The sequence below is a fragment of the Cryobacterium sp. 10I1 genome, from assembly GCF_035019805.1.
In the GTDB taxonomy this organism is placed as follows: Bacteria; Actinomycetota; Actinomycetes; order Actinomycetales; family Microbacteriaceae; genus Cryobacterium; species Cryobacterium glucosi.
Map to the genome: position 1 here is coordinate 1 of NZ_JASJVF010000081.1, position 12,927 is coordinate 12,927.

12 protein-coding genes are annotated in these 12,927 nt (G+C 68.9%); 7 read left to right on the forward strand and 5 right to left on the reverse strand.

The features are described from left to right. Positions 1–36: 36 nt before the first annotated feature. Positions 37–1,911, reverse strand: coding sequence for a polysaccharide deacetylase family protein (locus tag QN345_RS09175; protein WP_323508592.1), 1,875 nt, complete (start codon positions 1,909–1,911; stop codon positions 37–39). 311 nt (positions 1,912–2,222) lie between these two features. Here QN345_RS09175 and QN345_RS09180 point away from each other — a divergent pair, with 311 nt between their 5' ends. The 3 genes from QN345_RS09180 to QN345_RS09190 are packed head-to-tail and all read left to right on the forward strand — an operon-like array spanning position 2,223 to position 5,871. Then, positions 2,223–3,827 carry an APC family permease gene (locus QN345_RS09180; protein WP_134449102.1) on the forward strand — a complete coding sequence of 535 codons (1,605 nt, stop codon included), beginning with the start codon at positions 2,223–2,225 and terminating at the stop codon, positions 3,825–3,827. 25 nt (positions 3,828–3,852) lie between these two features. After that, complete coding sequence (locus QN345_RS09185; protein WP_322188774.1) at positions 3,853–4,338, forward strand: DUF1003 domain-containing protein; 486 nt, start codon at positions 3,853–3,855, stop codon at positions 4,336–4,338. A gap of 42 nt (positions 4,339–4,380) precedes the next feature. Beyond that, on the forward strand, positions 4,381–5,871 hold the full coding sequence (locus QN345_RS09190; RefSeq protein WP_323508593.1) for an alpha-amylase family glycosyl hydrolase: 1,491 nt from the start codon (positions 4,381–4,383) through the stop codon (positions 5,869–5,871). On the opposite strand, the gene ald is transcribed toward QN345_RS09190, so the two are convergent. Then, positions 5,868–6,983 carry an alanine dehydrogenase gene (gene ald / locus QN345_RS09195; RefSeq protein WP_134558307.1) on the reverse strand — a complete coding sequence of 372 codons (1,116 nt, stop codon included), beginning with the start codon at positions 6,981–6,983 and terminating at the stop codon, positions 5,868–5,870. The two genes, QN345_RS09190 and ald, sit on opposite strands and share 4 nt — an antisense overlap. A gap of 145 nt (positions 6,984–7,128) precedes the next feature. Here ald and QN345_RS09200 point away from each other — a divergent pair, with 145 nt between their 5' ends. Next, positions 7,129–7,617 carry an Lrp/AsnC family transcriptional regulator gene (locus QN345_RS09200; protein ID WP_134449106.1) on the forward strand — a complete coding sequence of 163 codons (489 nt, stop codon included), beginning with the start codon at positions 7,129–7,131 and terminating at the stop codon, positions 7,615–7,617. Between the two features lie 37 nt (positions 7,618–7,654). Here QN345_RS09200 and QN345_RS09205 read toward each other — a convergent pair whose 3' ends face one another. Next, positions 7,655–8,251 carry a hypothetical protein gene (locus tag QN345_RS09205; RefSeq protein ID WP_134558308.1) on the reverse strand — a complete coding sequence of 199 codons (597 nt, stop codon included), beginning with the start codon at positions 8,249–8,251 and terminating at the stop codon, positions 7,655–7,657. Positions 8,252–8,354: 103 nt separating this feature from the next. Between QN345_RS09205 and QN345_RS09210 the strand changes: the two genes are divergently transcribed. Continuing rightward, entirely contained in the window at positions 8,355–9,044 is a 690-nt protein-coding gene (locus tag QN345_RS09210; protein ID WP_134558309.1) for a DUF2461 domain-containing protein, read from the forward strand. A gap of 138 nt (positions 9,045–9,182) precedes the next feature. Here the strand turns inward: QN345_RS09210 and QN345_RS09215 are convergent, their stop codons facing one another. Next, on the reverse strand, positions 9,183–10,571 hold the full coding sequence (locus QN345_RS09215) for an alpha-amylase family glycosyl hydrolase (RefSeq protein WP_241975241.1): 1,389 nt from the start codon (positions 10,569–10,571) through the stop codon (positions 9,183–9,185). Between the two features lie 58 nt (positions 10,572–10,629). Between QN345_RS09215 and QN345_RS09220 the strand changes: the two genes are divergently transcribed. Together QN345_RS09220 and QN345_RS09225 are read left to right on the forward strand one after the other, a co-directional pair. After that, positions 10,630–11,487 (forward strand): PhzF family phenazine biosynthesis protein, encoded by an 858-nt coding sequence (locus QN345_RS09220; protein WP_322136965.1) that lies wholly within the window; start codon positions 10,630–10,632, stop codon positions 11,485–11,487. Positions 11,488–11,575: 88 nt separating this feature from the next. Continuing rightward, positions 11,576–12,394 carry a shikimate 5-dehydrogenase gene (locus QN345_RS09225; RefSeq protein ID WP_134449110.1) on the forward strand — a complete coding sequence of 273 codons (819 nt, stop codon included), beginning with the start codon at positions 11,576–11,578 and terminating at the stop codon, positions 12,392–12,394. Positions 12,395–12,419: 25 nt separating this feature from the next. On the opposite strand, the gene QN345_RS09230 is transcribed toward QN345_RS09225, so the two are convergent. Beyond that, the coding region (locus tag QN345_RS09230) for a hypothetical protein (protein WP_323508594.1) at positions 12,420–12,927 on the reverse strand (508 nt) is incomplete at its 5' end.

Here is a 12,927-nt window from a genome sequence, read left to right on the forward strand (position 1 = left end):
CGCCTCGACGCGCACGAGCCTGGTCTTCGAGCACCACTACAACGGGCTCTCCTCGGGAAAGTAGCAGCCGGGCGCCGTGCCGGTGACCCGGACGGTGAGCGTCGTGCCGGCATCCGCGGCGACCGGGGTGTAGCCGGCGGCGGTGGCCCCGGCGATGGGTGTGCCGTTGGCGAGCCACTGGTAGGCGAAGTTCACGCCGGCCGGCGCCCAGGTGCCCGGTATCGCCGTGAGGAGCGCGCCGACGGCGGCCGTCCCGGTGATCGTGGGGGTGCCGACGACGAGAGTACCGGCGACGACGACGGCGGTCGGCACCGAGGTCGCCGCCGCGGAGACCGGCAGGTAACCGGGCGCGGATCCCGTGACCCGCACCGAGAGTGCCGTACCGAGGTCGGCCGCGACCGGCGTATAGGTGGCGGATGTCGCCCCGGGGATGTCCGCGCCGTCACGCAGCCACTGGTAGGCGAAGGCTGCTGTGGCCGGCGACCAGGCGCCGGGGACCGCGGTCAGGGTGCTGCCGACGGAGGCGGAACCGGTCACGGTCGGGGTGGCGGGCACGAGGATTCCCGGGGCGCCGACGCTGTCATAGAGGGCGTAGTCGTCGGTCACGAGGGTTCCGTTGAGGATCAGGTTGAGGCCGAAGCTCAGTCCGGTCGTGCCGGCCGGGATGGCCGCCGTCGTGTAGAGGGCCTGCGCGTATGCGGAGCCTGCCGGGAAGTACGGACTCGACGTCCAGTAGCTCCAGCTGCCGATCGAGTTGCGCAGATAGACGTCGAACTGGGTGGTGACCGTTGAGGTGTACCACGCGCGCAGGGAGTAGGTGTGCCCGGGGGTGACCGTGGGGGCGCAGGCGCCGAGGTCCTGGGTGAGGATGAGTTTCGAGTCGCCGCTGACGAGGTTGCTCACGACCAGCTGCTCGGCCTTGGTGCCGGTGTGCGCGGCGGAGACCGTGCTGAAGGCCGCGGTGTTCGTGCCGAAACCGCCGACGGCCCAGCACTGTGGGAGGCCAGTGGTTCCCGCTGTCTCGAGGCTCGGGTTGACCACCCCGTTCACGCCGGGACCGGGGGCCACTGTCGAGGTCGTCGTGACGGGAACGACCGGCTTGACGGCGCCGCCGATGACGTCTCCGACGGTCTTGACCGTGGTGTTGTTGGATGCGGCACGCGTGGAGAGCCAGGCAGCGAACTGGGCGAAGACCGCTGGGTCGACGGAGAGCGCGTCGCAGCTTCCGGCGCAGAGGTGGTGGAAGGTGAGCTGCACCCAGCCCCCGCCCGCCGTCTCGGCGTTCGTAACCGTGTTCTCGAGGTCTGCGAGGGTCCAGGTCGTGTCGACCTCGTCGGGGGCGCGGGTGAGGTACGCGTCGGCCGGAGGAATGGTTTCGGCGAATCCGCAGCCCGTGCAGCCGAACCGGGTGTCGATGTCGCCGAGGCCGCGGGCGCTGTTGAACCCGCAGGCCTGGACGATCGCCTCGGTCGCGGCATCCACCGTTGCGAAGGGGTAGGCGAAGCTTCGCGTCGGGAAGCCCCAGTCGGCGAGGGTCGCCCGGCCCTGGCAGACCTGCCGGGTGGCTTCGTCCGCGGGGAGGGTGAGGAGGTCGGGGTGGGTGACCGTGTGGCCGGCGATCTCGTGACCGGCGGCGGCGATGCTCGTGAGGTCTGCCCTGGTCAGCCAGCCGGGGTTGTCGATGAAGCCGGTGGTGATGAAGAAGGTGCCCTTCATCCCGAACTGGTTCAGGGTGGCCACCGCGGCGAGCTGGTCGGCGTTGCCGTCGTCGAAGGTCAGGCTGACGACCGTCTGCGGGTCCGTGACAGCGGCGCGCGCCGGGGTCGCGCCGAGGGTGATGCCCACGGCGACGGCGGCGAGGACCGCGATGAGCCTGAGCGAGCGTGCAGGGGCCAGCGAAAATCCGGTCATGGGAGGTGCTCCTCGTGAATCGTGACTGATCCTGGAATCCCAGCACCTGCGCCCAGTGTGCTGAGCGATTGATCCCCGAACAAGCAGAGCGCCGGAAAAAGGCGGTTTACCTGCGAATTACCACGCAAGTTTGCGGTTAACCACACGCGCCGCTCTGGCGCCCGCCGGTGAATCTGCGGTAAGTGCTTGCAATCCGCCTGACTCACCCCCAGAATAAACGAACTCAATTCATTTAGTCCATCGGATACACCGCAGTACCCGAACGGGCCGTTCGCGCGTCGATGCGCCCGGCCCGAGGAAAGGGACCACACATGACCCAGCAGTCCACCCGAGGGTCGGCGCCGACCTCATCGCAGCCGTTCACCGACGTCCACCTCGTGCACAGCTCAACGCTGCACGACGCGGCGGGGAGCAAGCACGGCATCACGAAGAAGGGCCTCAAAGGCGGGCAGCTCGGCTTGCTCGCCGTCGTCGTGCTCGGCATCTCCTCCGTCGCCCCGGCGTACAGCCTCACAAGCTCGCTCGGCGCGACCGTTGCCGAGGTCGGCAAGCAGCTGCCGGCCGTGTTCATCCTGGCGTTCATCCCGATGATCCTCGTCGCCCTCGCCTACCGGGAGCTCAATGCCGACTCCCCCGACAGCGGAACCTCCTTCACCTGGACCACAAAGGCGTTCGGTCCCTTCGTCGGTTGGATGAGCGGCTGGGGCATGCTCGCGGCCAACATCATCGTGCTCTCGAGCCTCGCCGGCGTGGCCGTCAGCTTCTTCTACGTCTTCCTCGGCGAGGTCTTCGCCAACCCGGATCTCGCCGCGCTCGCCGACAATACCTTCATCAACATCGCAACCTGTCTCGTCTTCGTGGCCCTCGCCGTCTGGGTGAGCTACCGCGGGCTGCACGCCACCAAGCTCGTGCAGTACAGCATGGTCGGCTTCCAGATCGTCGTCCTTCTCATCTTCAGCGTCTCGGCCATCGTCAACGCGACGAACGGTGCATCCACCACCGCGCTCGCCTTCGACTGGACCTGGTTCGACCCCACCCGTGTCGACAGTTTCAGCCAGCTGGCCGCCGGCATCTCCCTGGCGATCTTCGTCTACTGGGGCTGGGACGTCTGCCTCACCGTGAACGAGGAGACCAAGGGAACGAAGGGAACCGCGGGCAAGGCGGGTACCCTGACCGCCCTCGTCGTGCTCGGCCTCTACCTCGTGCTGATCGTGGCCACCATGATGGTGTCCGGCGTCGGCGCCGAGGGAATCGGCCTGAGCAACCCGGACAACCAGGGCAACATCTTCGCCGCGATCGCCGGACCCGTGATGGGGCCGGTCGCGATCCTGATGTCGATGGCCGTGCTGGCCAGTTCCGCCTCCTCGCTGCAGTCGACGATGGCCTCCCCTGCCCGCACCCTGCTGTCGATGGCGCACTACCACGCCCTCCCGCCGCACTTCGCCAGGGTCAGCAAGCGCTTCGGCTCGCCCGGCTTCGCGACGATCGCAGCCGGGGCCATCGCGGCCGGGTTCTACGCCGTCATGACGATCATCAGCGTCAACGTCCTGAACGACACCATCCAGTCGCTCGGGCTGATGATCTGCTTCTACTACGCACTCACCTCCTTCGCCTGCGTCTGGTACTTCCGCCAGAGCCTGTTCTCGAGCGTGCGCAACTTCTTCCTGCGGCTCCTGGTGCCGGCGGCGGGCGGGCTGATCCTCACCGTCGTGTTCGTGCAGACCGCCGTGAGCGCCTGGAGCCCCGACTTCGGCAGCGGTTCGGAACTCTTCGGGATCGGACTGGTCTTCGTGATCGGCGTCGGCCTGCTCGTACTCGGACTCGCCGTCATGGGCCTCACCTTCCTGGCCAGGCCGAGCTTCTTCCGCGGCGAGACGCTGCGCCAGGACACCCCCGCACTGGTCGTGCCCGAATAGCACGCGCGCCGGGTAGCCTCGGGGCATGAGCACCAGCACCGTGGCTACCCCGCACCTGTCGTCCATCCTCCCCAGGCACATCCTGGCGACCGGCGACCACCACCCGATCGTGCTCGCTGAGGCGAAGCGTCGTGCCGCGAGTGTGCAGCTGCGCATCGCGGATGCCGTCACGGCCTTCGCGGGATCGATGCGGTTCGTCTACCTGCATGCCGTCGTGTTCGCCGGCTGGATGCTGTTCTTCGAACCGAGCCCGTGGCCGACCCTGACCCTCGTGGTGTCTCTCGAGGCCATCTTCCTCTCGACGTTCGTGATGATCGGCCAGAACCGGCAGGCCGGATTCCAGCAGGCGAAGGCCGACCATGATTTCAAGATGAGCGACCAGGAACTGCTCACCAACACCGAGCTCACCCGGCGCGTTCATGAGCTCACGAAGGAAATCCACGCCCACATCGTCGGAACCGCTCCCGTCGCCCCGGTCACCGCAGCTCCCCTCGGTTCACCCGCGAGTTGACCGTGCAGCGTAGGGTGGCGGCTCTAGGGAAGGCAGGTACCCATGACCGACGTTGAACTCCTCGTCTACGCCGACCGCATCGGCGGCACGATCCCCGCGCTGGCCGCGCTCCTCGACGGGCCCCTGCGGGACTTCGGCAGTGTGCACGTGCTGCCGTTCTACGTGCCGTTCGACGGGGCGGATGCCGGCTTCGACCCGGTCGACCACACTGCGGTCGATCCACGCCTCGGCACGTGGCCCGAGGTCCGCGACCTGGCAGGCGACCGTGGGCTGACCGCCGATCTCGTGGTCAACCACGTCTCGGCGTCCTCGGTGGAGTTCACCGACTGGCTGGCCCGCGGCGCGGGGTCGCCCTGGGACGGCATGTTCCTCACCTATGGCACCGTCTTCCCGCACGGCGCAACCGAGGCCGAACTGACGGCGTTCTACCGACCGCGGCCGGGACTGCCCTTCACGGGGTACCGCGGGTCAGACGGCTCCCGGCATCTCGTCTGGACGACGTTCCTGCCCAGCCAGGTCGACCTCGACGTCGCCAACCCGGTCGCCATCGCCTACCTGCGCCGGGTGCTCCGCGTGCTCGCCGACGGCGGCGTATCGACGGTGCGGCTCGACGCGGTCGGCTACGCCGTGAAGACCCCGGGCACCGACAGCTTCATGACCCCGGAGACTCTCGCCTTCGTCGAGGTCGTCACGGACCTCGCCCGCGCGGAGAACCTCGCCGTGCTCGTCGAGGTGCACGGGCACTACGCCCAGCAGCTCGCGATCGCGCCCCTCGTCGACTGGGTCTACGACTTCGCGCTCGCGCCGCTCCTGTTGCACTCCCTGGGCACCGGCACGGTCGACCGCCTCGCGCACTGGTTCGAGATCCGTCCGGCCAACGCGGTCACGGTGCTCGACACCCACGACGGCATCGGCGTGATCGACGCCGGTCCGGCCGGAGGACGGCCGGGACTGCTGAGCGAAGCGGAAATGGCGGAGGTGTTCGCGCGAGCCGCCGAAGCCACGCACGGGCACTCATCCGTCGCCTCGGTCGTGCCGGAATGGTCGACCCTGCCACATCAGATCAATGCCACGTTCTTCAGCACGCTCGGCGGCGACGTCGTCGCCTATCTGGTCGCGCGTGCCGTACAGCACTTCCTGCCCGGACGCCCGCAGACCTACTACGTCGGCCTGCTCGGCGGTCTCGACGACCGGGAGCAGTTCGCCGAGACCGGGAGCGGGCGCGACGTGAACCGGCACCGCTACCCGGCCGCCGAGGTCGAGGAGGCGCTCGCGAGCGACGTGACCCGCGCCCAGCTCGGCCTCGTGCGGCTCCGTTCCGCCCATCCCGCGTTCGACGGCCAGTTCACCTGGTCGGCCTATGGCAGGGACGTGCTCGAGCTGCGCTGGGCGAACGCCGCGGACGGTTCCCGTGCGGTCCTGACGGTGTGTACCGCGCGGGCCGCGACGAGTTTCCGCATCCAGCTCGCGGATGCCGACGGCTGCGAGGTCCTCGACACGGTCGAGTCCCTCGCAGCCTGGACCGTCGGCTAGCCGACGATCTCCGCGAGGGTCAGGACCGGGGCGCCGAACGCGGCGGCCACGTGCTCGTTCGTGATGCGGCCCGCGTGCACGTTCAGGCCCTTGGCGAGTGCGGCATCGTCGGAGATGGCCTGCTTCCAGCCCTTGTCGGCGAGCGCGATCACGTAGGGCAGGGTCGCGTTGGTGAGCGCACGGGTCGACGTCGCGGGGACTGCTCCCGGCATGTTGGCGACGCAGTAGTAGATGCTGTCGTGCACGGCGAAGGTGGGCTTGTCGTGGGTCGTGGCGTGGGATCCCTCGAAGCAGCCGCCCTGGTCGATCGCGATGTCCACGAGCACGGAACCCGGTTTCATCGTGGCGACCATGGCGTCGGTGACGAGCTTCGGCGCCTGCGCCCCGGGGATGAGCACGGAGCCGATCACGAGGTCGGCGCCACGGACCTGCTCCGCGATCTCGTAGCGGGTGGATGCGCGGGTCTGGATGGCGCCGGTGAACCGGTTCTCCAGCTGCCGCAACCGGGCGATCGAGAGGTCGATGATCGTGACGTCCGCTCCCATGCCGAGGGCGTTCGCCGCGGCGTGCTCACCTGCGACCCCGCCGCCGATGATGACGACCTTCGCCTTGGGGGTGCCCGCGACGCCGCCGAGCAGGATGCCGTTTCCGCCGTTCGCGCTCATCAGGTGGTACGCGCCGACCTGGACGGACAGGCGCCCGGCGACCTCGCTCATCGGGGACAGCAGCGGCAGGCTGCGGTCGGCGAGCTGGACGGTCTCGTAGGCGATCGCCGTCGTGCCGGAGGTGAGGAGGGCATCCGTGGTCGGACGGGACGCGGCGAGGTGCAGGTAGGTGAAGAGCACCTGCCCGTCGCGCATCAGCGGGTATTCGGCTTCGATGGGTTCCTTGACCTTGAGCAGCAGCTCCGCGGCGGCCCAGACCTCGGCGGCAGTGCCGAGGATGGCCGCGCCCGCGACGCGGAAGGCGTCGTCGCTGAACCCGGAGCCGACGCCGGCGCCCGCCTGCACGAGGACCTCGTGGCCGCGGATGGAGAGTTCGTGCACGCCGGCGGGGGTGATGGCCACCCGATTCTCGTTGTTCTTGATCTCGGTGGGGATGCCGACCTTCATGGGGAACTCCGTCTGCGGTTTGGGCCGGACTTACCGGTGGATAGGGAAAATAATGCTCGGTATTCGTTTCGTGCACGTGACAAGCGTGGAATCCGCGATACTTGGTCGAAAGACAGCGCGATATTCAGTTGAGAGGGGCCCACGCATGACGGAAACGAAGAGGATTCGGGGCGGCGATGAACTCGATACCGTGGACAGTACGCTCGTGGCCCTCCTCCAGGCCGACTCGCGGATGAGCAACAGCCGGCTCGCGACCGCGGCGGGGATCGCGGAATCGACGTGCATCGCCCGGGTGCGCTCCCTCGTCACGCGCGGCATCATCACCCGGTTCACGACGCTCGTCGACCCGAAGGCGCTCGGGCTCGGCCTTCAGGCGCTGATCAGTGTCAGCATCCGATCGGGGGCGCGCACGCAGATCCCGGCGTTCCGGGACGAGATCCGGGCGATGCCGCGGGTCGTGCAGGTCTTCTTCCTCGGCGGCACAGAGGACTTCATCATCCATCTCGTGGCCCGCGACTCCGACGATGTGCGCGACTTCGTGCTCGAGAACCTGTCGGCGAACCCCGCGGTCGCCTCGACGCGCACGAGCCTGGTCTTCGAGCACCACTACAACGGGCTCTCCTCGGGAAAGTAGCAGCCGGGCGCCGAGGGACCCCGTCGGTTGGCGCCGGTCAGTCCGTGCTGCGGCTGGGCTTCCAGAAGCCGGTCGTGCCGAGCAGCCGGGTCTCCTTGTCGGCGTCGGCGGGAACCTCGACCTCGGGAGGGAAGACTCCATACTGGCGCCAGTCGTCCACCTGGGGCAGGATCTGCTCCCAGAGCAAGTCGACCAGTGGAGCCGGCAGCGCGTACTCCAGGCCGAGGTAGTTCGCGATCGACCACGCCTGGAAGGCCCGGTAGATGCTCGTGTGCTGCAGGTACTCGGCGAGCGGGTAATCGCCATACTGGAGGTGCACGATCGCTGCGGGATCGAGGTCCTGCCGCACGGCGGCGGTGGCCTCGTCGTTGAGCCGGTTGTAGCTCGCGATCGGGTCCCCGCCGAGCAGGTCGCCGTTGAAGCGGTCACCGACTTCCTCGATGGTGTGGCCCGCGAGCACGTCCCCGACCCAGGCCTCGTCGCGTGCGTGCGCGGCGAGGATGTCCCTGATCGTGGGATTCTCCGTGCTGGTCCACTCCGCGGGAGCCGGCAGGGTCAGCTGCTCCGGCGTGATCCGGTCGATGACGGAGCGCAACGCGGCATCCGACTGAAGAAATAGCTCTCTCTGCTCCATGCCGCAAAAAGTAGCACGGGCCACTGACGCTGACCAGCGTTCGACCGCATTCGGGCGTCGGCCCGACCACCGGTGCTGCCAGACTACGAGAGGAGGCGAGAGTATGACAACGCACTTTTCCGGTGAGGCGCTGCAGTTCCTGCGCGAGTTGGAAGGACACAACGACCGGGGCTGGTTCGAGGAACACAAGCCGGTGTACCTGAGCGAGGTCAGGGAGCCGATGCTCGACCTGGTCGACCGGGTCAACGAGTCCCTCGCGGGATTCGCGCCCGGGCACGTGCGGCCGCCGCAGAAGGCGATCATGCGCATTTACCGCGACGTGCGGTTCTCGAAGGACAAGTCCCCGTACAAGACGAACGTCGCCGCGTCCTGGCCTCTCGGGGGTTCGGAGAAGACCGGTGCCGGTTACTTCCTCAGCGTCTCCGGCCACGAGGTCCTGGTCGCGGGCGGCAGCTATGCGCCCTCCCCCGAGCATCTCACGGCGATTCGCGACCACATCGTCGCGCACCACGGGGAGCTTCGCGCCCTGCTCGCCGATCCCCGGCTCACGGGCATGTTCGACCCCGCCGACGGCAATCCGCTGGTGCGTCCGCCGCGCGGATACCCCGTCGATCACCCCGCGGTCGACCTCTTGCGCCGCCGCCAGTGGGCCGCCTTCGCGACCCTGCCGGCATCGGTGGCCGAAACGGATGCTTTCCTCACGCTCGTGATCGAACGTTTCGAGGCGCTGACACCCCTGATCGACTTCCTGAACGTGCCTCTGGCCACGCTGCGCCTCGAGCAGCGGCGCTGACCGGGGCCGCGCCGCTTCGACCGGGCGCCCGGCGGATGCCGCTACGAACCGTCGTAGGCGGCCTCGAGCACACGGATCTCGATCTTCGTCATCGCCAGCACGGCCTGCAGCACCCGACCGGCCCCGACCGCATCGGGTCTACCGTGCCGAGTCGCTCGCGGCGGGCGCGAGCACCTGCCAGCCGTGCGGCGCGATCGTGACACGCGGCCCCAGCGGCGCCGGCGTGCCCCCCGGCAGGAGCTGGGTCAGCCCCGAGCGGCCCAGGTCGACGCCGCACGGCTGGTCGCCGAGGTTGAGCGCGACGACGAGCGTGTCGTCACCGGCCCGCGCCTCGTAGACGAGGTGGTCGGCCCCGCTGTCCAGGATGCGGGTTCGGGCCTCGTGCAGCCACGGATGCCGCCGGCGCAGCCCGATCAGGTCCTGGTGCAGCCGGTAGACCGTGCGTTCGGTGTCGGTGAGCGCCGGAGGGCCGTCCGCCGGGAACTCCGGCCGGATCGCGTCGTCGCCGCCGTACTCCTCGGTCTTCAGGCCCGCGTAGCCGTATTCGTCCCCCGCGTAGATCGACGGGGTTCCTCCGGTCGTGAAGAGCACGGCGAGCGCGTGGGCGAGGTGCCGCGGATCCTCGAGGCGGGTCGAGATCCGGGTGACGTCGTGGTTGCCGACGAAGGTCGCCGGGGTGAAGCTGTCGAGGAAGCCGTTGTGCCTGCCGAGCGACCAGGCCAGCTCGTGCGGGTTGTGATCGTTGAGGCTGCTCCAGATCGCCTTCCAGAGCTCGTACTGCGTGACGGAGTCGAGGGTGGCCGCCGAGACGATCGCCGGGTAGTCGCCGTGGATGACCTCGCCGAGGAACCACGCCTGCGGGTGGCGTTCCCGCACCCGCGGCAGGACCCCGGCCCAGAATTCGGCGGGGACCGCGTATGCGGCGTCGAGCCGCCAGCCGTCCGCGCCGCGGTCGAGCCAGTGCTCGAGGACGCCGGTCACGTAGTCGGCGACCTCCGGGTTGCCGTGGTCGAGACTGATGAGCCCCGGATGCCCCTCGAAGGTTCCGAAACCGGCCTCGCCTCCCGGGAGGCCGGCCCGGGTTCCGGCCTGGAACCAGGCTGCCGCGGCACTTCCGGGGCCCTGCTCGATCGCCTCACGGTAGCGCGGGAAATCCGGGCCGACGTGGTTGAACACCCCGTCGAGGAGCACGCGCAGCCCGCGGGCGTGCGCTTCGGCGACGAGGGTGTCGAAGTCGGCCTCATCGCCGAGGCGCGGGTCGATACGGTAGTAGTCGCTCGTGTCGTAGCCGTGGCTCGTCGAGGCGAAGACCGGGCCGAGGGCAACGCCCGATGCGCCGAGCTCGATCGCATGGTCGAGCCAGGCCACGATCCGCAGCAGGCGGTGCTCGCCGGCACCGGGAACGGGTTCGCAAGGGGCGATCGGGTAGCTACCGACGAAACCGAGCGGGTACAGCTGCCACCAGATCGCGTGGCGCACCCAGTCGGGTTCGACTCGCCCGGCGGCATCCGTGTTGCTGATCATCATGTCTCTCAGCTTTGCACCCCCCGGGGCGGCGTCGCACCGGTGGCCTAGGGTGTTGAGCATGTCCGACGAGACCGAGATCCTGCGCCTGACCGCCTTCGCCGCCGAGCCCACCGGTGGCAACCCGGCCGGTGTCGTGCTCGACGCGAGCACGCTCCCCGACGCCGAGATGCAGCGGATCGCGGCGGCGCTCGGTTACGCGGAAACCGCGTTCCTGACCCGGCCGCCGACCCCGCAGGACCCGGGAAGAGCGGGCATCCGCTACTTCTCCCCCACGGCGGAAGTGCCGTTCTGCGGTCACGCGACGATCGCGACCGCCGTTGCGCTCGCCGGCCGCGGTGACGCAGAATCCTTCGTGTTCGAGACGAAGATCGGGGAGGTGAGGATCGCCACCCGGCGCACCGCTGACGGGATCGTGGCCTCGTTCACGAGTGTCGAGCCGCGGGTGGAGCCGATCGGGGCATCGGTGCTCGAGCACCTGCTGCGGCTGCTCGGCGTCGACACCGCCGACCTGCACCCGGACTACCCGCCCCGGCTCGCCTTCGCGGGCAACGTGCACCCCGTGCTCGTCTTCGCGGAGACGGCGACCTTCGACGGCTTCCGGTTCGACCCTGCCCAGGTGCGTGCCCTGATGGACGCAGAGGGCTGGGCGGGCACCGTGACGACCCTCCGCGTGCTGGGGCCGCTCGAGTTCGAGGCGCGGAACCTCTTCCCGGTCGGGACCATGACCGAGGACCCGGCGACGGGCTCTGCGGCGGCCTCCGTCGGCGGCTACCTCCGGGCGCTGGGCCTCGTCGACGCCCCGGCGCGAGTGTTGATCCACCAGGGCCGTCACGTCGGCCGCCCGAGCCTGCTCACCGTCGATATCCCCGAGACCGGCGGCATCGTGGTGTCCGGGACAGCCTCGGTCATCTCCTGAACCCGATCTCCTCGACCCCGTCTCGGACCTTCGGACGGGGCGTCCGGGTTACCGTGGAAAGACCGCACCTCATCCCGGGAGAAGAACCATGAAACCAGCGCTCAACAAGGACACGCAGCTGTGCATCTCGCTCGCGGCCCGCCCGAGCAACATCGGCACCCGTTTCCACAACTACCTCTACGACGAGCTCGGCCTCGACTTCATCTACAAGGCATTCACGACAACCGACATCACCGCGGCGATCGGCGGCGTGCGGGCGCTCGGCATCCGCGGCTGCTCCGTGTCGATGCCCTTCAAAGAGGACGTCATCGCGCTCGTCGACGAGATGGATGCCTCCGCGACCGCCATCCGCTCGGTGAACACCATCGTCAACGACAACGGGGTCCTGAAGGCGTCGAACACCGACTACCTGGCCATTGCCGAGCTCATCGCCGAGCACGGCATCGATCCGGGCACACCGTTCCTGCTCCGAGGGAGCGGTGGAATGGCGAAGGCCGTCGGTGCGGCCTTCCGGGACGCCGGTTTCTCCGACGGAACCATCATCGCCCGCAACGAGACCAGCGGTCGCCTGCTCGCTGACGAGCTCGGCTACCGGTGGCTGCCGGACCCGGGAGCCGAGACCGCACCGCTGATCGTCAACGTGACCCCGATCGGGATGAGCGGTGGCGCAGAGTCCGAGAGCCTCGCATACCCGCTCGGCACCGTCGACGCGGCCACGACCGTCTTCGATGTGGTCGCCCTTCCGGCGGAAACGCCCCTGATCCGCGCGGCGCGTGCGGCCGGGAAGCGGGTCGTGACCGGGGCCGAGGTCATCGCGCTGCAGGCCGCTCACCAGTTCGAGCTGTACACCGGGGTGCGGCCGACCCCGGAGCAGGTGCTCGCGGCATCCGCTTTCTCGCGTCAGTAGAGGGCGGCACCGGTGGGAGGCCGTCTCAATACAGGAATTCGGCGTCGAAGGAATCAAGGTCGACCCTGACGCCGTTCAGGGTGCGCTCGAACTCCTGCTGCACGCCGATCCGCAGGTTGCCCGAGTCATTCCAGCCGCCGTACGGCACCGGTTCGGGTGCGAGGACGTCGGCAGTCCAGCTCGGATAGTCGAGGGGACCGGTTGCGGTGTCCCACAGGGCGACGTCGGAGAATTCGGTCGTTTCTCCCATCAGGAGCGGCCACATCGCCGCTCCGCTATAGACGACCGGGCGCACTCCGAGCTCCTGCACCCCCGTGATCATGTCCCGGGTGAGGGGCGGGCTGCCGGTCTCGATGTCGAGGGCGAAGAACTGGAGCCGGGTGCTGTACGGACCCGTCGCAGCGATGCCGGCCTGCCAGCAGGCGGGATTGCGGGTGTATGCGGCGACCTTCAGCCCGGCGTCGATGCCAAGGGTACGGTCGTTCCCACGATGATGGAACTGGCCAAGAAGGCCGGCTACCGCACCGGAAACG